The 25,260-nt window shown below is 67.5% G+C and carries 21 protein-coding genes; 10 read left to right on the top strand and 11 right to left on the bottom strand.

Translation table 11 applies throughout. The features are described 5' to 3' along the window. Positions 1–54 precede the first annotated feature (54 nt). Positions 55–2,676 carry a DNA helicase PcrA gene (gene pcrA, locus OG203_RS30090; RefSeq protein ID WP_405160611.1) on the bottom strand — a complete coding sequence of 874 codons (2,622 nt, stop codon included), beginning with the start codon at positions 2,674–2,676 and terminating at the stop codon, positions 55–57. A gap of 385 nt (positions 2,677–3,061) precedes the next feature. On the opposite strand from pcrA, the gene OG203_RS30085 reads away from it, so the two are divergent. Further along, complete coding sequence (locus tag OG203_RS30085; protein ID WP_378723176.1) at positions 3,062–3,355, top strand: chorismate mutase; 294 nt, start codon at positions 3,062–3,064, stop codon at positions 3,353–3,355. Positions 3,356–3,480: 125 nt separating this feature from the next. Here the strand turns inward: OG203_RS30085 and OG203_RS30080 are convergent, their stop codons facing one another. Then, complete coding sequence (locus tag OG203_RS30080; RefSeq protein WP_405160610.1) at positions 3,481–4,935, bottom strand: NAD-dependent succinate-semialdehyde dehydrogenase; 1,455 nt, start codon at positions 4,933–4,935, stop codon at positions 3,481–3,483. 94 nt (positions 4,936–5,029) lie between these two features. Between OG203_RS30080 and pgi the strand changes: the two genes are divergently transcribed. Further along, positions 5,030–6,667, top strand: coding sequence for a glucose-6-phosphate isomerase (pgi, locus tag OG203_RS30075; RefSeq protein WP_405160609.1), 1,638 nt, complete (start codon positions 5,030–5,032; stop codon positions 6,665–6,667). A 6-nt stretch (positions 6,668–6,673) separates the two neighbouring features. On the opposite strand, the gene OG203_RS30070 is transcribed toward pgi, so the two are convergent. Beyond that, complete coding sequence (locus OG203_RS30070) at positions 6,674–7,354, bottom strand: nucleoside/nucleotide kinase family protein (RefSeq protein ID WP_405160608.1); 681 nt, start codon at positions 7,352–7,354, stop codon at positions 6,674–6,676. A 130-nt stretch (positions 7,355–7,484) separates the two neighbouring features. Between OG203_RS30070 and OG203_RS30065 the strand changes: the two genes are divergently transcribed. Further along, positions 7,485–7,889: a nuclear transport factor 2 family protein gene (locus tag OG203_RS30065; RefSeq protein WP_405160607.1), complete on the top strand. Its 405-nt coding sequence runs from the start codon at positions 7,485–7,487 to the stop codon at positions 7,887–7,889. A 71-nt stretch (positions 7,890–7,960) separates the two neighbouring features. Here OG203_RS30065 and OG203_RS30060 read toward each other — a convergent pair whose 3' ends face one another. The 3 genes from OG203_RS30060 to OG203_RS30050 all read right to left on the bottom strand — a co-directional run bounded on the left by OG203_RS30060 (position 7,961) and on the right by OG203_RS30050 (position 12,269). Then, a complete protein-coding gene (locus tag OG203_RS30060) occupies positions 7,961–9,499 on the bottom strand; it encodes a M4 family metallopeptidase (protein ID WP_405168054.1) in 1,539 nt (512 codons plus the stop codon). A 513-nt stretch (positions 9,500–10,012) separates the two neighbouring features. Further along, complete coding sequence (locus tag OG203_RS30055) at positions 10,013–11,632, bottom strand: acyl-CoA dehydrogenase family protein (protein ID WP_405160606.1); 1,620 nt, start codon at positions 11,630–11,632, stop codon at positions 10,013–10,015. Next, positions 11,619–12,269: a TetR/AcrR family transcriptional regulator gene (locus OG203_RS30050; protein ID WP_405160605.1), complete on the bottom strand. Its 651-nt coding sequence runs from the start codon at positions 12,267–12,269 to the stop codon at positions 11,619–11,621. Before OG203_RS30050 ends, OG203_RS30055 begins: the two co-directional genes overlap by 14 nt. A gap of 65 nt (positions 12,270–12,334) precedes the next feature. Between OG203_RS30050 and OG203_RS30045 the strand changes: the two genes are divergently transcribed. Together OG203_RS30045 and OG203_RS30040 are read left to right on the top strand one after the other, a co-directional pair. Further along, entirely contained in the window at positions 12,335–13,129 is a 795-nt protein-coding gene (locus tag OG203_RS30045; RefSeq protein ID WP_405160604.1) for a crotonase/enoyl-CoA hydratase family protein, read from the top strand. 64 nt (positions 13,130–13,193) lie between these two features. Beyond that, positions 13,194–14,441, top strand: coding sequence for a hypothetical protein (locus OG203_RS30040; protein ID WP_405160603.1), 1,248 nt, complete (start codon positions 13,194–13,196; stop codon positions 14,439–14,441). Positions 14,442–14,453: 12 nt separating this feature from the next. On the opposite strand, the gene OG203_RS30035 is transcribed toward OG203_RS30040, so the two are convergent. Beyond that, positions 14,454–15,653, bottom strand: a complete 1,200-nt coding sequence (locus OG203_RS30035) for a PucR family transcriptional regulator (RefSeq protein ID WP_405160602.1) — start codon at positions 15,651–15,653, stop codon at positions 14,454–14,456. Positions 15,654–15,856: 203 nt separating this feature from the next. Here OG203_RS30035 and OG203_RS30030 point away from each other — a divergent pair, with 203 nt between their 5' ends. After that, the gene (locus tag OG203_RS30030; protein WP_405160601.1) at positions 15,857–17,251 is read left to right on the top strand and encodes a lipase family protein; all 1,395 of its coding nucleotides are present in this window, start codon (positions 15,857–15,859) and stop codon (positions 17,249–17,251) included. A gap of 1 nt (position 17,252) precedes the next feature. On the opposite strand, the gene OG203_RS30025 is transcribed toward OG203_RS30030, so the two are convergent. Both OG203_RS30025 and OG203_RS30020 read right to left on the bottom strand, forming a co-directional pair. Continuing rightward, positions 17,253–18,113 carry a DUF4436 domain-containing protein gene (locus tag OG203_RS30025; RefSeq protein WP_405160600.1) on the bottom strand — a complete coding sequence of 287 codons (861 nt, stop codon included), beginning with the start codon at positions 18,111–18,113 and terminating at the stop codon, positions 17,253–17,255. A gap of 111 nt (positions 18,114–18,224) precedes the next feature. Continuing rightward, complete coding sequence (locus OG203_RS30020; protein WP_405160599.1) at positions 18,225–18,917, bottom strand: pyridoxamine 5'-phosphate oxidase family protein; 693 nt, start codon at positions 18,915–18,917, stop codon at positions 18,225–18,227. A gap of 80 nt (positions 18,918–18,997) precedes the next feature. Here OG203_RS30020 and OG203_RS30015 point away from each other — a divergent pair, with 80 nt between their 5' ends. Genes OG203_RS30015 through OG203_RS30000 form a run of 4 tightly spaced genes read left to right on the top strand, consistent with a single transcriptional unit; the run spans position 18,998 to position 23,582 of the window. Further along, the gene (locus OG203_RS30015) at positions 18,998–20,365 is read left to right on the top strand and encodes a PLP-dependent aminotransferase family protein (protein WP_405160598.1); all 1,368 of its coding nucleotides are present in this window, start codon (positions 18,998–19,000) and stop codon (positions 20,363–20,365) included. A gap of 10 nt (positions 20,366–20,375) precedes the next feature. Then, on the top strand, positions 20,376–20,621 hold the full coding sequence (locus tag OG203_RS30010) for a DUF2630 family protein (protein WP_405160597.1): 246 nt from the start codon (positions 20,376–20,378) through the stop codon (positions 20,619–20,621). 5 nt (positions 20,622–20,626) lie between these two features. Beyond that, positions 20,627–22,063, top strand: a complete 1,437-nt coding sequence (locus OG203_RS30005; RefSeq protein ID WP_405160596.1) for a dihydrolipoyl dehydrogenase family protein — start codon at positions 20,627–20,629, stop codon at positions 22,061–22,063. Between the two features lie 13 nt (positions 22,064–22,076). Next, complete coding sequence (locus tag OG203_RS30000; protein WP_405160595.1) at positions 22,077–23,582, top strand: carboxylesterase/lipase family protein; 1,506 nt, start codon at positions 22,077–22,079, stop codon at positions 23,580–23,582. A 5-nt stretch (positions 23,583–23,587) separates the two neighbouring features. On the opposite strand, the gene OG203_RS29995 is transcribed toward OG203_RS30000, so the two are convergent. After that, the gene (locus tag OG203_RS29995; protein ID WP_405160594.1) at positions 23,588–24,457 is read right to left on the bottom strand and encodes an Fpg/Nei family DNA glycosylase; all 870 of its coding nucleotides are present in this window, start codon (positions 24,455–24,457) and stop codon (positions 23,588–23,590) included. A 40-nt stretch (positions 24,458–24,497) separates the two neighbouring features. Further along, entirely contained in the window at positions 24,498–25,235 is a 738-nt protein-coding gene (cobF, locus tag OG203_RS29990) for a precorrin-6A synthase (deacetylating) (RefSeq protein ID WP_405160593.1), read from the bottom strand. Positions 25,236–25,260 lie beyond the last annotated feature (25 nt).

Here is a 25,260-nt window from a genome sequence, read left to right as displayed (position 1 = left end):
CTAATTTCGAGTGCGGATCCCGAGTCTGGGTGCGGATCTCTACCAGCCGCGCGGTTACAGCTTTACGAGTGTCCTGCTGTATTGCGGGATTAGGCGGATCTTGCCTGCGGAACCGAAGTCGATGGTGACCGTGGCCAGGGGGCCGAATCCCTCTGCGGCGATCACCTTGCCGAGGCCGTACTTGTCATCGCTGACTCGATCGCCCACGGCGAGAACGAGATTCGTGTTGTTGCGGGCCGCGGCACCAGGAGCCGGGCGACGCTGGCCACGTTCGCTGCGGACGCCTGGCCGCTGCTCGGACCAGCCGTCGCCGCGGGTCCAATCGCGTTCCATCCGGTCGTCGTCGCCGCGACGGCGGATGCCACGGGTCGCTGCGGAACCGGTCGGTTCCAGTCGTCGCCAGTCGATCAGGTGATCCGGAATCTCCTGTAGGAAGCGCGATTCCGGGTTGGAGACCGGTTGACCCCAGCCGGAGCGGACCACCGCGCGGGTCAGGTACAGCCGCTTCCTGGCCCTGGTGATGCCGACGTAGGCCAGTCGGCGTTCCTCGGCCAGCTCGGCGGGATCGCCGAGCGCTCGCATATGTGGAAACTGGCCGTCCTCCCAGCCGGTGACGAACACCACCGGGAACTCCAGGCCCTTGGCGGTGTGCAAGGTCATCATCGTCACCACGCCGGTGCCCTCGTCCGGGATCTGGTCGGTGTCGGCCACCAGCGAGACCCGCTCCAGGAACGCGGCGAGCGACCCTGGATCGGGTTCACCCTCGGCCGCCTCCGGCAACAGCCCCTCCTGCCGGGCCGCCTCCGCGTTGTTGTGCGCCTCGGAGCTGAATTCCCGTGCGACGCTGACCAGTTCGTTGAGGTTGTCCAGCCGGGCGCCGTCCTGCGGGTCATCGGAGGATTCCAGCTCGGCCCGGTAGCCGGTGCGTTCCAGCACGGCGTCGACGACATTGCCGACGTCGGGGAAGTCGAGATCCTCCTGCACGCCCGCCGCCCTGATCTCTTCCAGCAGATCGAGGAATCCGGCGATCTGCCGCTGCGCCCTGGTGTTGAGCAGCGCGACCTTGCCGTCGGCGGCGTCCCGCAGTGCCGCGGCGAAACCGATGCCACGCTGGTCGGCGTGCACGGCGACGCACGCCTCGGCCCGATCGCCGATGCCGCGGCGCGGGGTGTTCAGGATCCGGCGCACGCTCACCGCGTCCTCGGGGTTCTCCAGCACCCGCAGGTAGGCGACGATATCGCGCACCTCCTTGCGCTCGTAGAACCGGACGCCGCCGACCACCTTGTACGGCAGCCCCATCCGAATGAAGATCTCTTCCAGCGCGCGAGAGTTGTTGTTGGTCCGATAGAACACCGCGACATCGCCATAGTTGGCCTCGCCCTGATCGACCAGCTTGTCGATCTCGCGCGCCACGAACGCGGCCTCGTCGTGCTCATTGTCGGCGACGTAACCGGTGATCAGGTCGCCCTCGCCGGAATCGGTCCACAGCTTCTTGTCACGACGATTCTCGTTGCGCGAGATCACCGCGTTCGCGGCGGACAGAATGTGCTGGGTTGAGCGGTAGTTCTGTTCAAGCAGAATGGTTTCCGCGTCAGGGAAGTCGCGCTCGAATTCCTCGATATTGCGAATGGTCGCGCCGCGGAAGGCATAGATGGACTGATCCGCGTCACCGACGACGCACAGCTCGCTCGGCGGCGCCTGATCCTCGTCGCTGCTCTCCCGATGATGGCCGACCAGCTCGCGCACCAGGACGTACTGCGCGTGGTTGGTGTCCTGGTACTCGTCGACGAGTACGTGCCGGAACCGGCGCCGGTAATACTCGGCGACCTGCGGGTGGTGCTGCAGCAGCGCCACTGTCTCGCCGATCAGATCATCGAAATCCAGCGCGTTCGCCGCGCGCAACCGCCGCTGATATTCGGTGTAGACGCGGGCGACCAGGCCGGGCAGTTCGGTTTCGTCCGACTCGGCATCCGCGACCGCCTGCCGCGGTCCGATCAGCTCGTTCTTCAGATTCGAGATCGCGGTAGACAGGAGCCGCGCCGTGTATTTCTTGGTGTCGATCTCGAAGTCGCGGCTGATCATGGTGAGCAGTCGCCGCGAATCATCGGCATCGTAGATGGAGAAATTCGAATTCAGGCCGGGCAGCAGCGCGGCCTGCATGCGCAGGATGCGAACACAGCTGGAGTGGAAAGTAGAGACCCACATGTTGTTCGCACGCGGACCGACCAGTCCAATTACCCGCTCCCGCATCTCCGCAGCAGCCTTGTTGGTAAAGGTGATCGCGAGCACCTGCCCTGGGGTCACGCCACGGGCGGCGAGCAGGTAGGCGATGCGCCTGGTGAGCACGGCGGTCTTGCCGGAACCCGCGCCAGCGACGATGAGCAGCGGCGCGCCACTGTGCACAACGGCGGCGCGTTGCTGTGGGTTCAGGCCGTCGAGTAGCTGCTCGGCTTCCTCGGCGCGCCGACGCTCCCGTTCGACACGCCGCTGTTCCAGTTCGGTGCCGGACGGCGGCGGCTCGGGGACAGCGGCCCGCTGCGTTTCCCGCACCGCACGCACCTCCTCAACAGGCCTGACCGCTGCATCGGCGTTACCACCGGTGACCTGCGGTTTTTGTGTCGAATCCGGCTGCAGGGCGCGACCGGCCTGCGTCTTGGGAGCCACCGTGATGTCCATCGCCCATCCACGCTACCGGCGGGCACCGACAGAGATGAAGCCCCGGGTCGCCCTTGTGTCGGGTTGGTACCGCCCCGGCGAACACAGGGTGAACCCGCCAGGCAGGCGCCGCAATGATTCCGTGTCCGCCTTCTCAGCAGATTCACAAAACGAAATGTTTTGCATAGCTACCGGCCCGTGGCAGACTGGCGACATGATGAGTGTCCACGCGATGCGTCCGTTTCGGTTACCGACCGGATATCGTAGTCGCGGCACTTGTTTCTGAGCGCACCGTCCTTGGTGGCCAATTCGACGGCCCTACCAGGTCTGTTTCACGGTGAAAGAACCGATCGGTAACGAGCCCGGCTCACCCGCCGATCCATGTTCTGACACGAGGAGATGAATGATGAGCACCCCCGCCACGACCACCGGGTCCGACTCGGCGTTGCCGCAGAGCGACGCGGAGATCGACAAGCTCCGCAAGGAGATCGATCGCCTCGATGCCGAGATCCTCGCCGCCATCAAGCGTCGTACGGAGGTCTCCCGGATCATCGGCCGGACCAGGATGGCGTCCGGCGGGCCCCGCCTCGTGCACAACCGCGAAATGAAGGTGCTGGAGCGCTTCAGCGAACTCGGCCAGGAAGGCCACACCCTCGCCATGCTGCTGCTCCGCCTCGGCCGCGGCCGCCTCGGTCACTGACCCCCTCCCCTGTCGGCCGCTTGACGCGGCCCTAGACCCATGCGGCAAAAAAGCACGACAACCGCATCCCCAAGGCCGCCCCGGGTGTTCATCACCCCGGGGCGGTCGTTTCGTCTCCGCCTCGATCAGCTCAGGGCGATGTACTTGGTGGAGAGGTATTCCTCGATGCCCTCGGTGCCGCCTTCGCGGCCGAAGCCCGACGCCTTGACGCCGCCGAAAGGTGCTGCGGGGTCGGAGATTACGCCGCGGTTGACGCCGACCATGCCGGACTCGAGGCCCTCGGCGACGCGCAGTGCGCGGTCCAGGTCGCGGGTGTAGACGTAGCTGACCAGGCCGAACTCGGTGTCGTTCGCCGCGGCGATGCCCTCCTCCTCGGTGGCAAAGCCGACAATCGGCGCGACCGGTCCGAAGACCTCCTCGCGCAAGATCCTGGCCTGCGGCGGGATATCGCTGAGGATGGTGGCGGGATAGAACCAGCCGGGACCGCCGGGCGCCTTGCCGCCGAGCCGGACCTGCGCGCCCGCCGAGACGGCGTCCTCGACCAGTTCGCTGACCGTGTTGAGCTGTTCCTCGTTGATCAGCGGGCCGAGGGTGGTGTTCGGGTCGCTGCCAGGGCCGAGCGTCACGTCGCTGGCCATCGCCTCGACGAACTTGCTGGTGAACTCCTCGAGCACCCCGTTCTGCACGTGGAAGCGGTTGGCCGCGGTACATGCCTCGCCGCCGTTACGCAGCTTCGCCAGCATGGCGCCCTGCACGGCCGCGTCGATGTCGGCGTCGTCGAACACCACGAACGGCGCGTTGCCGCCGAGCTCCATCGACGTGCGCAGCAGCCCGTTCGCCGACTTCTCCACCAGTTTCTTGCCGACCTCGGTGGATCCGGTGAAGGTCAGCTTGCGCAGCCGAGGATCGTCGAGCAGCGGCTGGGTGACGGCGCCGGAATGGCTCGACGTGATCACCGAGAGCACCCCGTCCGGCAGGCCGGCGTCGCTGCACAGCTTGGCGAGCAGCAGCATGGTCAGCGGTGTCGCGGAGGCGGGTTTCACGATCATCGTGCAACCGGCCGCCAGCGCGGGGCCGATCTTGCGGGTGCCCATCGCGAGGGGGAAATTCCACGGGGTGATCGCCAGGCACGGCCCGACCGGCTGCTTGTGCACCATGATCCGGCCGGTGCCGGACGGCGCGTGCAGGTAGCGCCCGTGCACCCGGACAGCTTCCTCGCTGAACCAGCGGAAGAATTCCGCGCCATACTTCACCTCGTTGCGGCTCTCCGGCAGCGCCTTGCCCATTTCCAGGGTCATCAGCAGCGCGAATTCCTCGGCCCGCGCGGTGATCCGCTCGAAGACCGCGCGCAGGATCTCGCCGCGTTCCCGCGACGGCCGCGCCGCCCACTCGGCCTGCACCGCGACGGCCGCGTCGAGCGCGCGCACCGCGTCTTCCGGGGTCGCGTCGGCGACCTGGGTCAGCACCTCCCCGGTGGCCGGGTTGTGCACCGGAAAGGTGCCGCCGCCGGTGGCGGGGACGGGCCCGCCGATCCACAGCTGCGTCGGGACGGATTCGAGAACTTCGCGTTCGGACACCATGAGGCCAGCGTAGGCCGAGCCGCATCGGTTCTCACCGACGCCGCGGGGGTGTTTGCCGTGCGCTGGCGTTGAGTGGTGAGTAACCTCGGCGGACGTGAGCAGCGACATCACCGCGACGGCGGCCTGGCGGAAACTGCACGAGCACTTCGACGGGATCGCGGGGCGCCACCTGCGGGAGCTCTTCGCCGATGATCCGTCGCGTGGCCGTGCCATGACCATCGATGTGGCGGACCTGCACATCGACTTCAGCAAGCATCGCGTCAACCGGGAAACCCTGCACCTGCTCGTCGAATTGGCGCGCGCGGCCAAGGTCGCCGAGCGCAGGGACGCGATGTACCGCGGCGAGCACATCAACACCTCCGAGGACCGCGCGGTCGCGCATATCGCGTTGCGGGCGCCCGAGGGCGAGTCGCTGGTGGTGGACGGTGCCGACGCGGACGCCCAGGTGCACGAGGTGCTGCGGCGGATGGGTGAGTTCACCGACGCGGTGCGCTCCGGCGAATGGCGCGGCGCCACCGGCGAGCGCATCAGCACCGTGGTCAATATCGGCATCGGCGGCTCCGATCTCGGGCCGGTGATGGTCTATCAGGCGCTGCGGCACTACGCCGACGCCGGCGTCGCCGCGCGGTTCGTCTCGAATGTCGATCCGGCCGACCTGGTGGCCAAGCTCGACGGACTCGACCCGGCCACAACGCTTTTCATCATCGCTTCGAAAACCTTCTCGACCCTGGAGACCCTGACCAACGCGACCGCCGCCCGGCGCTGGCTGGTCGGCGCGCTCGGCGAGGACGCCGTCGCCAAGCACTTCGTCGCGGTCTCGACCAACGCCGAGAAGGTGGCGGAGTTCGGCATCGACACCGCCAATATGTTCGGCTTCTGGGACTGGGTCGGCGGGCGCTACTCGGTGGATTCCGCGATCGGCCTTTCGGTGATGGCGACCATCGGCAAGGAGCGCTTCGCCGAGTTCCTCGCCGGAATGCACGCCGTCGACCAGCATTTCGCGAACGCGCCGCTGGAGGCGAACGCGCCGGTGCTGCTCGGCCTGCTCGGCGTCTGGTACTCGAACTTCTTCGGTGCGGAATCCCGTGCGGTGCTGCCCTATTCGAACGATCTGGCCCGCTTCCCCGCCTATCTGCAGCAACTCACCATGGAGTCGAACGGTAAGTCGGTGCGCGCCGACGGCAGCCCGGTCAGCACCTCCACCGGCGAAATCTACTGGGGCGAACCGGGTACCAACGGTCAGCACGCCTTCTATCAACTGCTGCACCAGGGCACCCGACTGATCCCGGCGGACTTCATCGGATTCGCCCGTCCCACCGACGATCTGCCGACCCGCGACGGCACCGGCAGCATGCACGACCTGCTGATGAGTAACCTGTTCGCGCAGACCAAGGTGCTCGCGTTCGGCAAGACCGCCGAGGAGATCGCCGCCGAGGGCACCGACCCGAAGGTGGTGCCGCACAAGGTGATGCCGGGCAACCGGCCGAGCACCACCATTCTCGCGCCGCTGCTCACCCCGTCGGTCGTCGGCCAGTTGATCGCGCTCTACGAGCACCAGGTGTTCGTCGAAGGCACCATCTGGGGCATCGACAGCTTCGATCAGTGGGGTGTCGAACTCGGCAAGCAGCAGGCACTTGCGCTCGCGCCGCTGCTGACTTCCGCGGAAGAGCCTGAGTCGCAAGGGGACTCGTCCACCGACGCGCTCATCCGCTGGTACCGCGCCAAGAAGTAGGTCTACTCAGGAACGTAGCTCGTAGCGTCGGCCGCGTTGGCGTAGCACCAGATCGGCGCGCGTCTTCGTGGTGTCGATCAGGGCCGCGTTCAGCAGGTCGCTGTCGCGCACCTTGGTGCTGGCCGCCGCGGGGGTGCGGCCGCCGCGAATGTGGCGGCGCAGCAACCGATGCTCGATCAGCGCACGCGGTGCGTCGAGGTACCAGCACTCGTCGAGCAGCTTGCGCACCGCGGACCACTCCCGATCCCCGACATCATCGAGCAGCAGATAGTTTCCCTCGGTGAGCACGATCGTCTGCCGATCGAAGACGATGCCCGCCGGGATCGGATCGTGCACGGCGCGGTCGAAGATCGGCCATGGCACCGGCTCGCCGATCGGCGTGTCCCGAAGCCTGCGCAGGTTGTCGAGGAAGGCGGCGGTATCGAAGGTATCCGGTTCCCCTTTGCGCGCAAGGTTTCCCGAGGCCCGCAACACCTCGTTGGTCAGGTGGTAGCCGTCCATCGGCGCGATCTCGGCAATCGGCGACTCGACATTGAGCGCGTTGCGCAACCGAACCGACAGCGTTGACTTGCCCGCCCCCGGCGGTCCGACGATGCCGAGCAGATACCGGCCCGCACGACCCGCCGCATGCTCGCGCACCCGTGCCACCAGCGCGCTCAACGATGTTTCCGCATACGCCCCGTCCACCGCTGCACTGTACTGCCTGGTCGACGCTCCTCGTGGCCATCCGAGATAGCACCTCCCATGCGAAAGACGCACACCGTGCATGCGAAAGCGTCGCTTGTCGCACCGCGACAGCGCTCTTACCGTCGGCCGGGTGAGTGCGATCGAGAACAAGAAACTGCTGGAGCACATCTTCGAGCAGATGGCCGCGGGCAATACCAGCGCGCTGAGCGACGCGATGGCGGACGACTTCCGCTGGGTATTTCCCGGCGACTGGTCATGGAGCGGCACCTGGGAGCCGAAAGCTGTTGTGCTGAAAGGACTTTTGCGGCCGCTGATGGCCCAGTTCACCGAGTATCGGCTCGCCGCCGATTTCGTGATCGCGGCGGAAGATCGCGTGGTTGTCCAGGCCCGTTCGCACGCGATTACTACGCGTGGCGACCGCTATGACCAAACCTACTGTTTGCTGTTTCGCGTTACCGACGGGCAATTGACGGAGGTGGTCGAGCATTGCGATACGGCATTGGTCGAGCGGGTGCTGGAACGAATCGCGGTCTAGCGGATAAGTAGGACGTCTCACCGAGCCAGGAAGGGCGCGGTGAGACGTCCGGTTTCTACCGATAGTTGTGATTAGGTGCGGGTCTGCAGTTGCGGCAACTTGGTGGCCTTGGTGGCATTGGTCACCTGGACACAGTCGGCGGCCGTTGTGCCAGCGGTGTTGTTCCGGACATTGGTGTTGCACGCGTTCTTCAACGCGGTGGACAACGCACCGTAGTTGGAATTGGCCGACAGCAGTGTCTGCGTCGTCCAGTACAGCGCGGCGGTCTTCTCGATACCGAGACCCTTGACGGTCACGCCATTGAGGCTGCCGCCGTCGACAAGGAGTTCCGCGGTCTTGTTGCCCACTCCGCTGTTGGTGTGGACGCCGCCACTGTCGCCGCTACCGGCATACCAGTACTGCCCCTTGTAGGAGTCGGGCTGCTGGTGCGCCTTCGGGTTCTGCATATCGCGGATCACGCCGATGGAGCTGCAGGCACCGAGCTTCCAGCGATTGGCCGCGGTGTTGCACGGGTTGGCGGTGTCGACCAGGAAGGTGAGTTCGCCGAAGACGTCCGACATGGACTCGTTGATCGCGCCGGGCTCATTGCGGTAGACCAGACCGTTGGTGTTCTGGGTTACGCCGTGGGTGAGTTCGTGCGCGGTGATGTCCTCGGTGGTGAGACCCGTGCCGTAGGCCATGTAGGTGCCCGACCAGAAGGCGTTCTGGTAGGGGCATTCGGTGGTCGTGCAGAGCCGCACGGTGGCGCGCAGTGCCTTACCCTTGCCGTCCCCGGTGTCGTTGCCGATGAGGTTGGTCAGGTTCGCCACCTTGGTGTAGCGCGCGTAGAACTTCTCGGTGTTGCCAAGGTAGTCGTAGATCTTGTCGACATCGGCGATGCCGCTGGCTGGCTGGCCCTCCGACCTGGTCGCGCGGATGGTGCTGGTGCCACATCCGGCCCGGTTGGGGTCGATCCGCCGGTTCGCGTTGTCGCACACCACCCGGTTGAGGTTCTTGGTCTCACTCCAGCTGTCGATCACCTTGCCGGTGTTGTTGGCGTCGACGAAGACGACCCAGGTCGCGGGCTCGCCCTTCTTGTCGGCGCTCGTGCCGGTGATGTCGACCTTGAACGCCGGGACGGCCGTGCTCTGCGCCTCGTCCTTGGCGGCCAGCTTCGCGTCGTACCAGTAGGCCTTGGTGTCGTTCACGGCCAGCTGGTCGGGCGCCACTTTGCTCTGGTCGGCGACCTTCTTCAGCGCGGTCTGCTGTACCTGCGCGGACGGTGTGGTCGTCGCGAACTTGCCCTGCGACTTCTTCGACAATGACCCGGTCACCGAGATGAGTGAACCGTCGGCGGTCAGCGACTCCGCCGCCGATGCGCCGAACACCGGCACCTTGTCGATCTCCTGACGCAGCCGGACCGTGGACCCCTCACCAACCTGGAACACGGACTCGGCGACGAGCTCGCCAGCGGTATCGCCATCTGCGCCAAGAGCTTTCTGCGCACCGCGTGCGTGCGCCTGCGCCGCGGCGGTGGCATCGGCAGGCGTACCCGCCGGAACCGCTATCGGATCTTTGGGCACCACCTGCTGGACGACGCCTTGCTGATCGGTCGTCACTTCTTTTGGCACTGCGGACAAGTCGGAACCCGCGGGTGCGGACGGACTGGCCGGAGGTTGACCGTGCGCGCCGGGAGACGCGAACAGCATTGCCCCGGCGGCAATTAGCGCGAAGGCGGTATTTCGACCCGCCCGTTTATGTATGGGTTTCATGACCAAGTAGAACCACAGACGGGCGGTCAACTCGACTGGAGACGAGACTGGGGAATGGGGATTAACAGGCCAGGAATCTTCGAGCTATCGGCCTGCGGCGACATAAATTGTTATGCGCGAATATCTTTCAAATCCACCTACGTCAGGTGATGTAGTGCCGCGCTCAGTGAGTCACATCGATGCTGAATCGCATTGGCCTGATTTAGGAATCAGCGCAACCGACACCTAACATACTCAGCGAGAACGGCTTTCGACACGGACGATTGTTCGGGGTACGACTCCGTACCCCGAACAAAGATCAACAAATGCGCCAACCGACGCGCCAGAACCGCTGTTGCCCAATCAATTCCGAATCAAGCATGGCGAACCGGCTCAGACCAACGCGCGTGCCAAGATCGCGCCGGTGTCGACGCCGGTCGGCAGGGTGCCGAAGGCGATACCCCAATCGTCGCCGAGCCTGGTGGCACAGAAGGCGTCGGCAACCGCGGGGTGACCGTGCCGAACCAGCTGCGCGCCTTGCAGTACGAGGGCCATGAGCTCGACGATGCGGCGCGCACGGAACTCGATATCGCTGAGATCGGAGAGCTCCTTGCCGACCCGGGCGATGGCGTCGTCGAGCCGAGGGTTCGCGCCCCGCGCCAGCGAGACCTCGTTGAAGTACGCCTCGACCGTCTCCGGCTGACGACCCATGGCGCGCAACGCATCCAGCGCCGCGACATTGCCGGACCCCTCCCAGATCGACATGAGCGGCGCCTCCCGGTAGAGCCGGGGCATGCCCGATTCCTCGGCATAACCATTGCCGCCGAAGCACTCCAGCGCCTCGGCCGCGTGCGACGGCGCCCGCTTGCACACCCAGTACTTGGTGACCGCCAACGCGATGCGGCGCAGCGCCGCCTCGGCCGGGTCCGTGCTCGCGCGGTCGGTGGCGCCGGCGAGCCGCATCATCACCGTGGTCGCGGCGTCGGATTCGATCACCAAGTCCGCCAGCACATTGCGCATGGCGGGCTGGTCGATCAGCTTGGCGCCGAACGCCTCTCGGTACCTGGCATGGTGCGCGGCGAACACCACGCCGGTCCGCATGCCGGTCGCCGAGCCGATCACGCAGTCCAGCCTGGTCATGTTCACCATCTCGATGATGGTCTTGACCCCGGCGCCCTCCGCGCCGACCAGCCAGCCGGTCGCGTTCTCGTATTCGATCTCCGAGGACGCGTTCGACTTGTTGCCGAGCTTGTCCTTGAGCCGTTGGATGCGAATCGGATTGCGCGTGCCGTCCGGCAGCACCCTGGTCAGCAGGAAACAGGACAGCCCGGCGGGCGCCTGGGCCAGCGTGAGGAACATGTCCGACATCGGGGCCGAGGTGAACCACTTGTGCCCGACGATCCGATACGAGCCGTCGGGTTGTGGTGTCGCCGTGGTGGTGTTGGCGCGGACGTCGGAGCCGCCCTGCTTCTCGGTCATCGACATGCCCGCGATCAGCCCAGCCTTCGACGACGGCGCACGCAGGCCGAAATCGTAGACGCGAGAGCCGAGCAGCGGCTCGTATTTCGCCGACAGCTCGCTGTTGTGCCGCAATGCGGGCACCACGGCGTAGGTCATCGAGATGGGGCACATGTGCCCGGCCTCGACGGCACCCCAGGTGAAGAACTTCGCCGCGCGGGCGACGTGCGTGCCGGGGCGGTCGTCCAGCCACGGCGAGCCGTGCAAGCCATGCGACACAGCGACATTCATCAAATCGTGCCAGTGCGGGTGGAACTCGACCTCGTCGATCCGATTGCCGTAGCGGTCGTGGGTGTGCAGTATCGGCGGGTTCTCGTTGGCGAGGCGACCCCACTGCTGCGCCTCGGATCCGCCTGCGAGCACACCGAGTTCACGCACCTCGGCCTCGGCCCAGCCCGCACCCTCACGGTGCAGACCCTCGATCAGCGCCGGATTCCGCGAGACATCGAACGGCGCGATATCGGGTACCTGGTTGAAGACTTCATGCGTCTGCATCGGACACTCCTGTTTTCCGCCGAGCGGCTGGCCCGCTCGGCTCCGCGCGCACCCCCAGTGCGCGTAATGCGAAGGCAATGAGTTCGGGGACAACGGATTCCCCGTGTGGCGCGGCGGCAAGCGGGCCGACGAGCACCTCGCCGATCGCGCCGACCAGCGCGGCCGCGCTGTTCTTCGCGTCCTGTGCGGGCAGCTCGCCGCGTGAAACACCCTCCGCAACAGCTGATTCGAAAGCTTCGGCGAAGGCGCGGCGGAAACGCAGCCGTTCCGTGTCGACCACGGTGTCGACGGGCTCGACGAGCAGCACATAGGCCAGTTTCGGATTCTTCAGCGCGCGTCCGGCGAAGGTCTCCACCGCCGCGGTCACCCGCTCGACGGCGGTGCCGGTGGCGCTCGCGGTGGCCACCGCGGCAACCTCCCAGGCGACCACCTTGCGGAACACCGCGCTGACCAGATCGGCCTTGCCAGCGAAGTTCTTGTAGACGGTTCCGGTGGCAACGCCCGCCTCCGCCGCGACCGCGGCCATGGCGAGTCCGGCGTACCCGGACCTGGATAAAACCGTGGTCGCGGCCTGCACGATCAGGCCCGCCTGCGCATCGAGGCGGGCCTGTACCGCGGGGGTTCTTCGGTAGGCCACACAAGAAGTGAACCACGAATTCATTTCTTGCCACAAGGGGGGTTTTACGGCGTATGGTCGGGATCGTGACTGAGCGAACCGCAGACCAAGCCCCTCCCGTCGCCGTCCGAGTCGAGCGCTCCGGTCCGGTAACCACCGTGATCCTGCATCGCCCCGAAGCACGCAATGCCGTGGACGGGCCGACGGCCGCGGCGCTGGCCGACGCCTTCCGCGAGTTCGATGCCGATCCCGACGCGGCGGTGGCCGTGCTCTGGGGCGACGGCGGCACCTTCTGCGCGGGCGCCGACCTCAAAGGTCTCGGCACCGAGCGGTCCAATGTGGTCACCGAGGAGGGTGACGGCCCGATGGGGCCGACCAGGATGCGGCTGTCCAAGCCGGTGATCGCCGCCGTATCCGGTTACGCGGTCGCGGGCGGGCTCGAGCTCGCGCTGTGGTGTGATCTGCGAGTTGCCGAGCAGGACAGCGTCTTCGGCGTGTTCTGCCGCCGCTGGGGCGTGCCGCTCATCGACGGCGGCACCCTGCGCCTGCCGCGACTCATCGGCACCAGCCGCGCGATGGACATGGTGCTCACCGGCCGCCCCGTCGACGCGGCCGAGGCGCTGCAGATCGGCCTGGCCAACCGGGTCGTCCCGACCGGTGAAGCCCGCAGCGCCGCAGAGCAACTCGCCGCCGAACTGGCCGCGCTGCCGCAGGTCTGTCTGCGCTCGGACCGCATGTCGCTGCTGGAGCAGGACGGCATGGAGGAGGACGCCGCACTGCGCAACGAACTCCGCCACGGCATCACCGCGCTGACCAATGGCGCCCTCGACGGAGCTCAGCGCTTCGCTTCCGGCGAGGGTCGCCACGGCGCGCAGGCGTGAACCGGCACCACGAAACATCCACCGGCGCAATGCCGTCGGGCACGGTCGAGAGCAAGGTGTAGCGGTGCGCCCGACGGGCCGGTTGAGCGTCGTCGACGAGATTTTCCTGCGCACCCACCGCGGCCTCGGCACTCCCATTGCGCTGCAAGGCTTGTGGCGCACCGCCGAGCGCATCGACCCCGCGCTGCTGCACGAGGTGCATGCGGTGCTGCGTACGGGTCCGCTGGGGCGGCGGGTGGTTCGGCCGCGGGTGCCGGGCGCCCGGCGTTCCTGGCAGCCCAATACCCGCGCCTACCCACTCGTATTCACCGATCAGCCGCTCTCGACCGCCGCGCTCATGGCGTGGGCCGACGCGCAAGGCGCCGACCTCGACCCCGAATTCGGTCCCGGCTGGCGACTGGCCGCCACCGCGCTGGACGACGGTGGTTCCCTTGTCTCCCTTACCTGTTCGCACTCACTCGCCGACGGCCGCGCACTGGCGCTCGCGGTGGACGACGCGCTCGGCGGTGGCTCCCTGACCGCCTCGAGCTCAGCGGTATTCGAATCGGACTGGGCTGATGCGCGAAGCCAGTGGTCGATCGTATTGCGCGGCACTGCCCGAGCGTTGCGCCGAGGAATTCCCGACCAGCCACACCAGGCAATGGGCCGCGAGGCCGTGCCCGCACGCTCGCTGACGCACGGCGCGATACTGCAATGCGCCATCGCGGACTGGGATCGAGCGGCCGCCGCACAGAACGGCACCGCCAACAGTCTGTTCATCGCATTGATCGCGAACATGCTGTGGGCCAGTGGCTTCCAGCGCGAAACGATCGATGCCAGCCTTCCGGTCGACACCCGCGACGAACCACGGGTCGACAACGATCTGTCGATGACCGACATCACGATCGATCGCACCGACACCCCCTCGACAATCCGTGCGAAGTCGCGCGCGGCCTACGAGCGCCGCATGTCCAGCCCCGGCGGCATGCCCGAACAACTGCTCCAGGTGATTCCCGACCGCTGGGCCTATGCGCTGTCCAAGGGAGCCGGTGAGCGAGACATCTTGTGCTCCAACATCGGAACCCTGCCCGACACCCTGCGCACGCTTGGCCCGCATCGCTGCCTCGGTGTGGCCGCCCGCGCCATCCACCCCGGCCTGACCGCCGCGCGATTGCCGAGGACCCGACTGTCCGGCTACCTGTGCCGCATCGGCGACGACTACATCCTGTCGCTCGTCAGCCTCGATCCGTCAGCGATCGAATCATCCACCGCGCTAGCCGATTTGGCGCAGAAGGCGATGCTCACCGCCGGTTTGCCCGCGCGGACTTGGTGATACCGGCGGCGGTCATTCCATCGCGTCGATATCGCTTGCGGTGAGGGCGGCGGCGAAGAGCTGCGCATGATCGGGACGATTGGGGTCGTAACCGGTGACGGTCCCGATGCGGTTCAGCCGGTAGTTGAGCGTATTGCGATGCACGACAAGGGCAGCCGCAGCCTGCTGACGGTTGTAGTCGTTGGCGATGAGCGCACGCAACGCCTCCATCAGGTGCGGCTGGTCCCGAAGCGGGTCGAGCAGCGTCAGCAGCCAGGTGCGGGCAGGACCCGGCCGGGCGAGTTGGTATTGCAGGGCCAAATCGGCCATCCGATACACCCCGGTGGGTCGGCGCAGTTGGTAAGCGAGCCTGGCGATTTCGCCCGCTTCCGCCGCAGCAGCAGGCACGTCGTCCACTTCCGCGGCGGCCGCGAACCCGGCGACCGTCCGCATGCCGGTGCCCTGCGCGACCCGCGTGACGAAAGTGTCGAGGGTAGTGCCGAGTTCGCCCTCACCGCCCGGCACCAGCAGCACACCACCACCGCGCTCGACGATGCTGAGCACCCGGCTGGAGACCGTATCGATCTCGGTCTGCACGATGCGAAGCACCGGCCGGTTCCCGCCCGCCGAATCCGACTCCGCCACCCGGAACACCAGCACGTCGAACCCGCCGTCCAGGGCGATCCCGAACCGTTCGGCGAGCAGGTGAACGGGCTTGCCGTGCACCAGCGCCTGGGCCACCGCGCGTTTGGCTTCCCGCTGCTCCCAGTGCAGATCCTGTCGCTCCCGCAGATACGCGCCGGCGACACCGGGCGTCACCGCACCGAGGTAGCCGAGCACGTAAGGCACCGCGGCCAAGAGCTGTTCACGCTGCTCCGGTGTCGTCGCCGCGGCGGCCACCGAATTCCAGGCGGCGATCGCGCCGTGATGATAGACCGAAAGCACTGTGTCCAACGGTATCCCGGCCCTGGCCCGCCGCACCGCGATGTCGATCAGCTCGGTCAGTTCGTCCCCGCGCGGCGCGCGCCCCTCGGCCAGCGACCGCAGGAACAGCCGCAGATTCGCCTCGGCGGCTCGCGGCAGATCCCGACCGATCATGTCGGTGGACAATTCCCGATACGAAGGCACTTCACCGAGCACCCCGGCCAGCAGATCGCGGGCGACCTCGGGCAACGCTTCCCGCACATAGTCGGAGAAGTCGGCAAGCGCGCCTTGCTCAGGAGTAGCAGTCACCCGCACATTGTTTGCACAAACAAACCGTCTCGCACAATAGACAGTTCCAGCCAACATCTTTAGTGCACCCAACCAAGCTGCGATCCCGTCGAGCGCACAAACCCCCGACCGGTTTCCTTGTCGCACGAACGGTGACTCGCGCCACACCACCCTGCGACGGTGTATCGACCCGCCGGGAAACGGCGTGCACAGAAAGGGATCCGATGAGACAACGCCCGTGGGGCCGGATCATCGCCAGCACAACCGCGATCGGCATGCTGCTGTCACTGGCCACCCATTTCGTCGCGACGGCCGACCCGAAGGACGCTGCCGAGGTCCGCGTCGAGCCGACGCCCGCACTCACGCTGCCGCCGGAACTCGACGAGTTCTACCAACCCGCCGCTGGCATCGTCGCGGCCGCCGAACCGGGGCAGGTGCTGCGCGCCCGCACCATCTCACCCGCGTATTTCGGCTTCGCACAACTGAATATCGACGCCTGGCAGCTGCTCTACCGGACGACCGACAGCTTCGGCGAGGCCATCTCGACCGTCACCACCGTCTTGAAGCCGCGCGGCCAGGCACCGGAGGGCGGGCGCAAGCTGCTGTCCTATCAGATCGCCGAGGACAGCGCCGCGCAGTATTGCGCTCCGTCCTACGTCGTTCAATCCGGTGCCATCCCAGCCGATTTCGTCAACGCCGCAGAGATCCTGATACCGATCGCGGCGGGCGTCGGACAAGGGTGGACGGTCGTGCTGCCCGACTACGAAGGTCCCAATTCCGCCTATGGCGTCTCCCGGATCACCGCTCAGGCCACGCTGGACGGCATCCGCGCGGTGGAGAGTTTCGGGCCAGCCCAGCTGTCCGGAGTTGGCACGCCGACCGCCCTGTGGGGCTACTCCGGCGGCACCATACCCAGTTCGTTCGCCGCCGAGCTGAAGCAGCAGTACGCGCCGGAGCTGAACATTGTCGGCGTCGCGGCAGGCGGTGTCGCCGCGGCCGACTTCCCGGAAGCGCTGCGACACAACAACAACGGCGTCTACACCGGCCTGCTCACCGGTGTCCTCGCTGGCTTCGCGAACGAGTACCCCGAGTTCCGCCAACTGATCCGGGACCGGGTCGACCCGCTCGGACAGCTCTTGATCAACTCGAAGCTGATCCTCTGCCACTCGACCGGTTCGGCGATCGTGCCGTTCTACAACTTCTTCGGCGCCTTCCAAGGCGGCAACCCGCTGGACAACCCCGTCGTTCAACGCATGATCGCGGACAACGCACTGGGCCAAGCCATCCCGTCGATGCCGGTGTACATCTACCACGCTCAAAACGACGAGATCCTGCCCAGTGCGGGCGTCGACCGGCTGGTCGACAAGTATTGCGCCGAAGGCGCACCGAGCGTCACCTACGTGCGAGAACTGTTGGCAGAGCATATCTCCGGAGTCGCTACCCACCTCCCCGGCGCGTTCCATTGGTTGCGTGATCGATTGAACGGCGTTCCCGCACAACCAGGTTGCGCGATCAGCAGCCCGACCACCATCGTGGCTGAGCCCGAATTCACCCAGGCCGCAATGGAACTCCTCCCGACCGCGGTTCAGGCCATACTCGGCCAAACCATCGGCAGATAACTTACGTCCCCTCGCGTTCCTTCCCGATCTCGTGCCGATAACCGACCAGCACCGTGCAGATCAAGGACAGCGCCACCACCGTTTCGGCGATGAAGAAGGAGCCGAAGTCGATCACCGATCCGATGGGTGGCGCGCCGGGCACCGCGTTGCGCAGCGGGATCATCGCGAACAACACGGCAGCCATCAAGGTGTTGGCGGGCCAGATCAGGCCGCGGCGGCCCGCGAGGACATAGAACGCGGCGGTCGCCGCCGCCAACGCCAAACCGAGCATCAGGACGATGACGAAGAGGGCGAAGGTGAGTGACGCGGTCGACCTGGCGACCGTCACCGTGGCGCCGATCGCGTCACCGTACTGCTCGTCGTCCATCCTCGGCGCGATCTTGAAGAACGCGTCGAGGCTGTACAGGTTCATCACCACGGGAACGGCTTTGTCCCCGCTCTCCGCGGCCACCGCGAGGTGCGCGCGGTACTTGTCGAACGGGTAGTCGGTGATCATGCCGCCGCCACCCATGGCGATGCGGATCTCGGCGGCCGAGATCAGCTCGCCCGCCTTGACTTTGATCGGGTCCGGCTTCATGCCGGAGGTGTAAATCGTTGCGTCGGTGCGGAATCGGCCGGATTCGTCGGCCAGCGCGCCGTGCGGCGACGGCACCACCTGGACGGTCAATTCCTGCACGGCGGCATCGATCCGGATGATCGCGACCTCGACGTCGATGCGGTCCTGCGCGTCATTGGCGCCGAGGAGGTGCATCGTCTGGCCGTGATCCTTCTGCACCTGATACAGCGTCAGGCTGACCACCATCGCGACAACCACGGCGAGCACGGCCGCGAGCGCCGCGAAGGTCTTTCGGAATTTCGTCACGCGTGCCTCCGGCCCCGGTGCGGTGGTGCGAAACATGAGCAACCACCCCACCATAGGGTCCGATCAGCACACCGCCTGGCTACGTCGAGGCAAACAGATTCCGTGTCGAGCTCACCGCACCGGCGCGAGGCGCGATTCGGCGCGGTCGAGCACGTCGCTCGGCACGGTGACACCCGGCTCGAGATCGGCAGACCCGATCGGCTCGCCCCACACCTGGCGTATCGGCAGCACACCCGCCCACACACCGCCGTTCTCGATATCGGCCGGGTCGTCCTTGGGATCACCGGCGCGGACCTTCACCGAGGCCTCGGTGAGATCGAGCGCGAGCAGCATGGTGGCGGCCAATTCCTTCTTGTCCGGCAAGCGCACTCGCGACCAGGCGCCCGGCGCGGCGTGCTCGGTGATCACCTCGAGCGCGCGCAGCCGCTCCGCGCTGTCGGTGACCTCCACCGCACGCCCGTGCACCACGGCGGAACGGAAGTTCATCGAGAAGTGAAACGCCGAGCGGGCATAGACGACGCCGTCGACCAGGGTGACCGCGACCGAGACATCCCCGGCCAGCGCGGCGCGCAGATTCCCGGCACCGGTCGAACCGTGCAGGTAGAGGGTGTCGCCAGCGCGTCCGTAAATGGTCGGCAGCACCACCGGCGCGCCACCGAGCAGCACGCCGAGGTGGCAGACCAGACCGGCATCGAGGACCGCGTCCAGGTCCGCTCGCTCGCTGCGCCCTCGTTCCTTCGACCGCGTGAGCGTGCTGCGCGGGGTCGGCGAGAGCGGGGTCCTGAGGTTGGCTGAATGGGTCATATGACCAGGATCGGGTCCGGAGTGGCATTATCAAAGTGCCAATTCAAGGAAATTCGCACAGTCCATTCGTGAGGTGACCGGTGCTCGACGAACTACCCCTCGACCTCGATCGCGCGCTGCCGGAACCGCTGTCGGTGCAGGTCGCCGACGGTCTGCGGGCCGCGGCGAGCAATGGGCTGCTGCGCGGCGGCGACCGATTGCCGTCGTCGCGTTCCCTGGCCGAACGGCTCGGCGTGAGCCGCACCGTGGTGGCCGCCGCGTTCGACCAGCTGCACGCCGAGGGCTGGATCAGCGGCAAGCGCGGTTCGGGCACCTACCTGACCACCGCGCCGCCCGCCGCGCCCCCGCGCGCCCTCCCGCACAGCGGCGCTGGCGACGGTCCGCCGCTGCTCGACCTCGAACCAGGCGCGCCGTGCGCCGACGCCATCGACCGGCCGGCGTGGCGCCGCGCCTGGCGGGCCGCCGCCGACCTGTCCCCGCTGGTGCGCAAGGACCGCGCGGGCGAACAGGACTTCCGCGCGGCCATCATCGAACATCTGCTCCGCCACCGCGGACTCGGCGCCGGCAGCGAGACGGCGATCATCGCGACCGCCGGAACCAGTTCCGCCGTAGCCGAACTCGCCGCCGCACTGCTGTCGCCCGGCGACGCCATCGCCATGGAGAACCCCGGATATCAGCGGGCCGTAGGCGCTTTCGTGGCGGCCGGGGTCCGGGTGCTTCCCGTCCCCGTCGACGCGCACGGCCTGCGCGTCGACCTGCTGCCGCCGAACATCAGGGCCGTGTATTGCACACCGGCACACCAGTTTCCGCTCGGCGCACGGCTGCCTGCCGCGCGCCGGGTCGCGCTCGTCGAGCACGCGCGCCGAGCGGGACTGCTGATCATCGAGGATGACTACGACGGCGAATTGCGTTACGACACAGCACCATTGCCCTTGCTGGCGGCAATGGCGCCGGACGTGGTCGTACACCTCGGCACCACGAGCAAGATCCTCTCGCCGAGCCTCGGCGTCGGCTGGCTGGTCGCCGCGCCGGAGATCGCCGACGCGATCATCGCCTACCGGGTACGCACCGGCACCAGTCCGAGCCCGGCGGGCCAGCAGGTGTTCGTCGCGCTCGCCGCGCACGGCGACCTGGCCAGACACCTGCGCCGACTGCGCCGCGCGCTGCCGCCACGCCGGGCGCTCACCGTCACCGAGCTGCGCCGCCGCGGGCTCGACGTGCTCGGCGACGACGCCGGCTCGCACGTGGTGGTGCCGCTCCCCTCGGCCGAAGCGGAGAAAAGGAGCGTGGCGCAAGCCCGAGCGCGTGGCGTCGCCCTCGATCCGCTGGCCCGCTACCACCTCGGCCAGCAACGCCACTTCGGCGTCAATCTCGGCTACACCGCGCTGTCCTGGCCCGACCTGGCCAGGGCGGTGCCGATAGCCGCCGCGTGCCTGGCGCGGCCGTAGCATGGTCCGCATGACCGAACAGGACGTTTTGGCCCGCATCAAGGCACTCGTCGACCAGGAGCACGAGCTGCGCGCGCAGGCCGCCAAGGGCGACCTCGACCCGAAGGCGGAACGCCAGCAGCTCGCCGAGCTCGAGGTGATGCTCGACCAGGCGTGGGACCTGCTGCGGCACCGCAGGGCGCGGATCGACAAGGGCGAGTCGCCCGACGGCGCCGAACCGAGTTCGCCGTCGCAGGTCGAGGGCTACCTGCAATAGCCGCCATGCCGAATTCACCTGCCGAATACGACGTCATCGTGATCGGCGGCGGACCGGCCGGCGAGAACGCCGCCGCCTACGCCATCGCCGGGAGCGACCGCACCGCCGTGATCGTGGAACGCGAACTCGTCGGCGGCGAATGTTCCTACTGGGCCTGCATTCCGAGCAAGGCACTGCTGCGACCCGGCCATGTGCTTGCCGCCGCGCGGGCCATGGACGGAATCACCGCGGACGGTCTCGATGTCGAGGCGGTGCTGCGGCGGCGCGATTCCTTCGTCAGCGACCACGACGACGCCTCGCAGGTGAAGTGGGCCAACGACCTGCGCATCGAGGTCGTCCGCGGCACCGGGCGGCTCGTCGGTGCACGACAGGTCGAGGTCGATGGGCAGGTGTTGCGCGCGAGGCACGCGGTGGTGCTCGCCACCGGCACCAAGGCCAGCGTCCCCGACGTGCCCGGCCTGCGCGACGCGCTGCCGTGGATCTCCCGCGACGCCACCAACCTGCACGAGGTCCCCGCACGCGTGGTCATCATCGGCGGCGGCGTGGTTGCGTGCGAGGCGGCGACCTGGTTGGCCGCGCTCGGCGCGGATGTCAGCATGGTCGTGCGCGGCAAGGCGGTGCTCGCCTCGGCCGAACCGTTCGCGGGTGAGCGCGTGGTCGCGGCGCTTAAGGAAAGTGGCGTGCGTGTTCTGCTCAATACCGAACCCGTGAGCGTGCACCGGCCCGACGCCAAGGACACCGGCGAAGGACGAATCCACGGCGGCCCGGTCACCGTGCGGCTGCGCGGCGCGCAGGGCGATACCGAGCTGGAAGCCGACGAGATCATCGTGGCCGCCGGACGCACGCCGGCGACCGAGGGCCTCGGCCTGGACTCCGTCGGTCTGCAGGACGGCTATGTGCGGGTCGACGATCAGCTGACCGCGCGTGACGTGGACGGCGACTGGCTGTACTGCGTCGGCGATCTGAATCACCGTGCCGCCCTGACCCATATGGGCAAATACCAGGCCAGGGTGTGCGGCGACGTGATCGCGGCCCGTGCCGAGGGCAAGCCGCTCACCGACGCCAAGTACACCGCGAGCGCCGACCATGGACAGGTACCGCAGGTGGTGTACACCGCGCCCGAGGTCGCGTCCGTCGGACTGACCGAAGCGGCGGCAAGGGACGCGGGCCATGCCGTCGAAACCGCGGAACTCGATATCGCCGTTGCCGGTTCCTCGTTGGCGCGCAACGACTTCGCCGGCCACGCGAAGCTGGTCATCGACACCGACACCGACACACTGCTCGGCGCCACCTTCGTCGGACCGGAGATGGGCGAACAACTGCACGCGGCGACCATCGCGGTGGTCGGCAAGGTGCCGCTGGCAACCCTGTGGCACGCGGTGCCCGCCTTTCCCGCGGTGAGCGAGTTCTGGTTACGTCTATTGGAGACACGGCGCGCGTAAGTACCATTAGTGGATGGTGGCATCGACAGATATCCAGACCGCCGACGGAGTCGTTCGCGGTCGTCGTGGCCGCCGCGTACTGCGCTGGCGATCCCTCCCCTATGCGGCCGCTCCGGTGGGCGACTTGCGGTTTCGGGCACCGCGACCGGTCACGCCGTGGACCGGTGTTCGGGAGAGCACCGAGTTCGGGTTCGCCGCCATGCAGCATCGGGCCGGCGCCCGGATCGGACCGCGCCGGTATCAGCCGACCAATGAGGACTCGCTGACACTGAATGTCACCGCGCCCGTGACGCCGTCGGACAAGCCGCGCCCGGTGCTGGTATTCATCCACGGCGGCGGCTATCTCACCGGCACCTCGGCGCTCGCGCTGTACTCCGGCGGGCGGCTCGCGGTGCGCGGCGACGCCGTGCTGGTGTCGCTGAACTACCGGCTCGGCGCGTTCGGCTATGTCGATTTCGGCGAATTCTCCACGCCGGACCACGTTTTCGAGTCGAACCTAGGCTTGCGCGATCAGGTCGCCGCGCTGGAGTGGGTGCGCACCAATATCGCCGCGTTCGGCGGCGATCCGGGCAATGTCACCATCTTCGGCGAATCCGCCGGCGCGCACGCGGTACTCAGCCTACTCGCCACGCCCACCGCGAAAGGGCTTTTCCACCAAGCGATTTCGCAGAGCCCACCGGCCGACTGGGCGATGACCCCCGACGATGCGCGCCTGTTCGCCCGGCGTTGCGTCGAAAGACTCGGCACCACACCGGATCGCGCGGCCGAGGCGCTGCGCACCGCGAGCGCCAACGACATTCGGCGCGCGGTCGACCGCACCAGCAACCGGACCCTGCGGGAACGCCGCGGCCTGTTCCCGATCGCCCCGGTGGTCGACGGTGTCCTGCTACCGCAGGCGCCGATCGATGCGATCATCGACGGCAACGCCCATCGCGTGCCGCTCATCATCGGCACCAACCGGGACGAGGGCACGCTGTTCGCGAAGTTCGCGGATTCGCTGCCGACCACACCAGAGCGGCTGCGCGCCGCACTCGGCGATGATGACGCCGAATCCCGCATCGCCGCAGCGTATCCCGGCTATCCGGACGCCAAGGCGGCCGTGCGCGCCGGTGGCGACTTCGTCTTCTGGCGCCCGTCGGTCCGAGTCATGGCGGGGCACAGCCGCCACGCACCCACCTACGCCTACCGCTACGACTTCGCCCCGCGCGCGCTGCGTCTCGCTGGTATCGGCGCCACCCACGCCACCGACCTGATCCCGGCCTTCGGCGGTGCCGATACACCGTTCGGCCGGGCCATCACCGCCGCGGGCGGGCATCGCGGCCTCCAGTCCGTCAGCAACCAATTCCAGGACAACTGGCTCGCATTCGCCCGCACCGGCGCGCCACTCCCCTCCTGGCCCACCTACACCGAATCCCGCCGCACCACCCTGATCATCGATTCGCCCACCCGCCTGGAACACGATCCGGACAAGGCCAAACGCCTTGCCTGGCAAGGCATCCGGGTGCCAACCCTGACCTGACGGCCTTACTTGAGCAGCCGCGACATCCGCCGGTCGGCAAGGACCTTGCCGCCGGTCTGACAGGTCGGGCAGTACTGGAACGAACGCTCGGCGTAGGACACCTCGCGCACGGTGTCGCCGCAGACCGGGCACGGCTGGCCGGTGCGAGCGTGTACCTGCATGCCGGAACGCTTTTCGCCCTTGAGCCGGGCGGCATCCTGGCCGACCGAGCGCTGCACGGCATCGGTGAGCACCGCGCGCATCGCCGCGTACAGCTCGGAAACCTTCGCGGCCGCAAGGGTTTTCGTATTGGCGAACGGGGAAACCTTGGCGGTGTGCAGTATCTCGTCGGAGTAGGCGTTGCCGATACCGGCCAGCAGGGTCTGGTCAACGATCGCGGTCTTGATCCGCTGCGAGGTGCCGCGCAGGATCTCGGTGAACTGTTCCTCGGTCACCTCGAGGGCGTCCGGGCCGAGCCGCGCGATGCCTGGCACCAGCTTCGGGTCGTCGACGATGTAGACCGCGAGCCGCTTCTTGGTCCCCGCCTCGGTGAGATCGATGGCGGGCGTCGCACCCTCCGTGGTGAAGAAGTGCACCCGCAGCGCCAGCGGACTCTTACCGCCCGGCTTCGGCGGCGTCTGGCTCGGTTCGTCGATCCACCGCAGCCAGCCGCCCCTGGACAGGTGCGTGATCAGCCACAATCCGCCGCAGTCCATCCCGAGAAACTTGCCCCAGCGCCCGGCCCCGGTCACGTCCCGGCCGGACAGCGCGGTCACCGGCGGATCGAACGTCTTCACCGCACTGAGCGCCGCCACATCCACACGTCCCACCACAGCGCCGACCGCATGCTCCCGCAGAAACTGCGCCAACGCCTCTACTTCAGGTAGTTCGGGCACATCGTCAGGTTACCGGCCGATACCGACAAGAGCAGGGCAGTCAGCCCCGACTGAGCAGGTAGATGTCCATGATCCAGCCCTTTTCGGCGCGTAACCGGGCGCGGCGTTCGAGGATCTGCTGTTCCACCTCGCGCAGCGGGCCCTCGATCAGTGCCTCGTCCGGCATGCCGAGGTAGGCGCCCCACCAGATGTGCACGTCGTCCCCCGGAACCTCGGTGAAGGAACAGTCGCCGTCCAGCATCACCACCGCGGCATCGGTCAGCCCCTCCTCCCGCAGCCGCCTGCCGGTGGTGATGTGCACCGGTTCACCGATCCGATGCAGCACCATCCGATGTCGCGCGGCCAAGGCCTGCACGCTGGTGACACCGGGGATCACCGTGTAATCGAAGTGCACCGTCCCGCGCGCGAGCACTCGTTCGATCATCCGCAAGGTGCTGTCGTAGAGCGAGGGATCACCCCACACCAGAATCCCGCCGACCCCGTCGACCTGCGCGAACGCCTCTTCCAGCAACGCCGAGCGCCGCTCGTGCCAGTCCTCGACGACACCCTGATAGTCCGTGGGCGTCCGATCGCGCGGCGGATCCGCGATCTCCACGATCCGATACGGCCGGTCGACGTGCGCGGCCAGGATCGCGGTCCGCACCTCGACCAGCTCCCGCTTCTCGGCGCCCTTGCCGATCACGAAGAACACCTCGACCCGCCGCATCGCCTTGACGGCCTGCACCGTCACCTGGTCGGGATCGCCCGCGCCGATGCCGATCACATAGAGCTCGCGCATGCGCCGAGCTTGCCAGGCGCCGCGA

Source organism: Nocardia sp. NBC_01499 (genome assembly GCF_045040275.1).
Lineage (GTDB): Bacteria > Actinomycetota > Actinomycetes > Mycobacteriales > Mycobacteriaceae > Nocardia.
The sequence above is the reverse complement of the archived record's forward strand: the minus strand, read 5'-3'. Positions and strand labels throughout refer to the sequence as shown.

What these genes read in the sequence shown, in the direction of transcription:
- pcrA (WP_405160611.1), bottom strand. Translation starts at nt 2,676, where the DNA reads ATGGACATCACGGTGGCTCCCAAGACGCAGGCCGGTCGCGCCCTGCAG.
- OG203_RS30085 (WP_378723176.1), top strand. Translation starts at nt 3,062, where the DNA reads ATGAGCACCCCCGCCACGACCACCGGGTCCGACTCGGCGTTGCCGCAG.
- OG203_RS30080 (WP_405160610.1), bottom strand. Translation starts at nt 4,935, where the DNA reads ATGGTGTCCGAACGCGAAGTTCTCGAATCCGTCCCGACGCAGCTGTGG.
- OG203_RS30055 (WP_405160606.1), bottom strand. Translation starts at nt 11,632, where the DNA reads ATGCAGACGCATGAAGTCTTCAACCAGGTACCCGATATCGCGCCGTTC.
- OG203_RS30030 (WP_405160601.1), top strand. Translation starts at nt 15,857, where the DNA reads ATGAGACAACGCCCGTGGGGCCGGATCATCGCCAGCACAACCGCGATC.
- OG203_RS30020 (WP_405160599.1), bottom strand. Translation starts at nt 18,917, where the DNA reads ATGACCCATTCAGCCAACCTCAGGACCCCGCTCTCGCCGACCCCGCGC.
- OG203_RS30010 (WP_405160597.1), top strand. Translation starts at nt 20,376, where the DNA reads ATGACCGAACAGGACGTTTTGGCCCGCATCAAGGCACTCGTCGACCAG.
- OG203_RS30005 (WP_405160596.1), top strand. Translation starts at nt 20,627, where the DNA reads ATGCCGAATTCACCTGCCGAATACGACGTCATCGTGATCGGCGGCGGA.
- OG203_RS30000 (WP_405160595.1), top strand. Translation starts at nt 22,077, where the DNA reads ATGGTGGCATCGACAGATATCCAGACCGCCGACGGAGTCGTTCGCGGT.
- cobF (WP_405160593.1), bottom strand. Translation starts at nt 25,235, where the DNA reads ATGCGCGAGCTCTATGTGATCGGCATCGGCGCGGGCGATCCCGACCAG.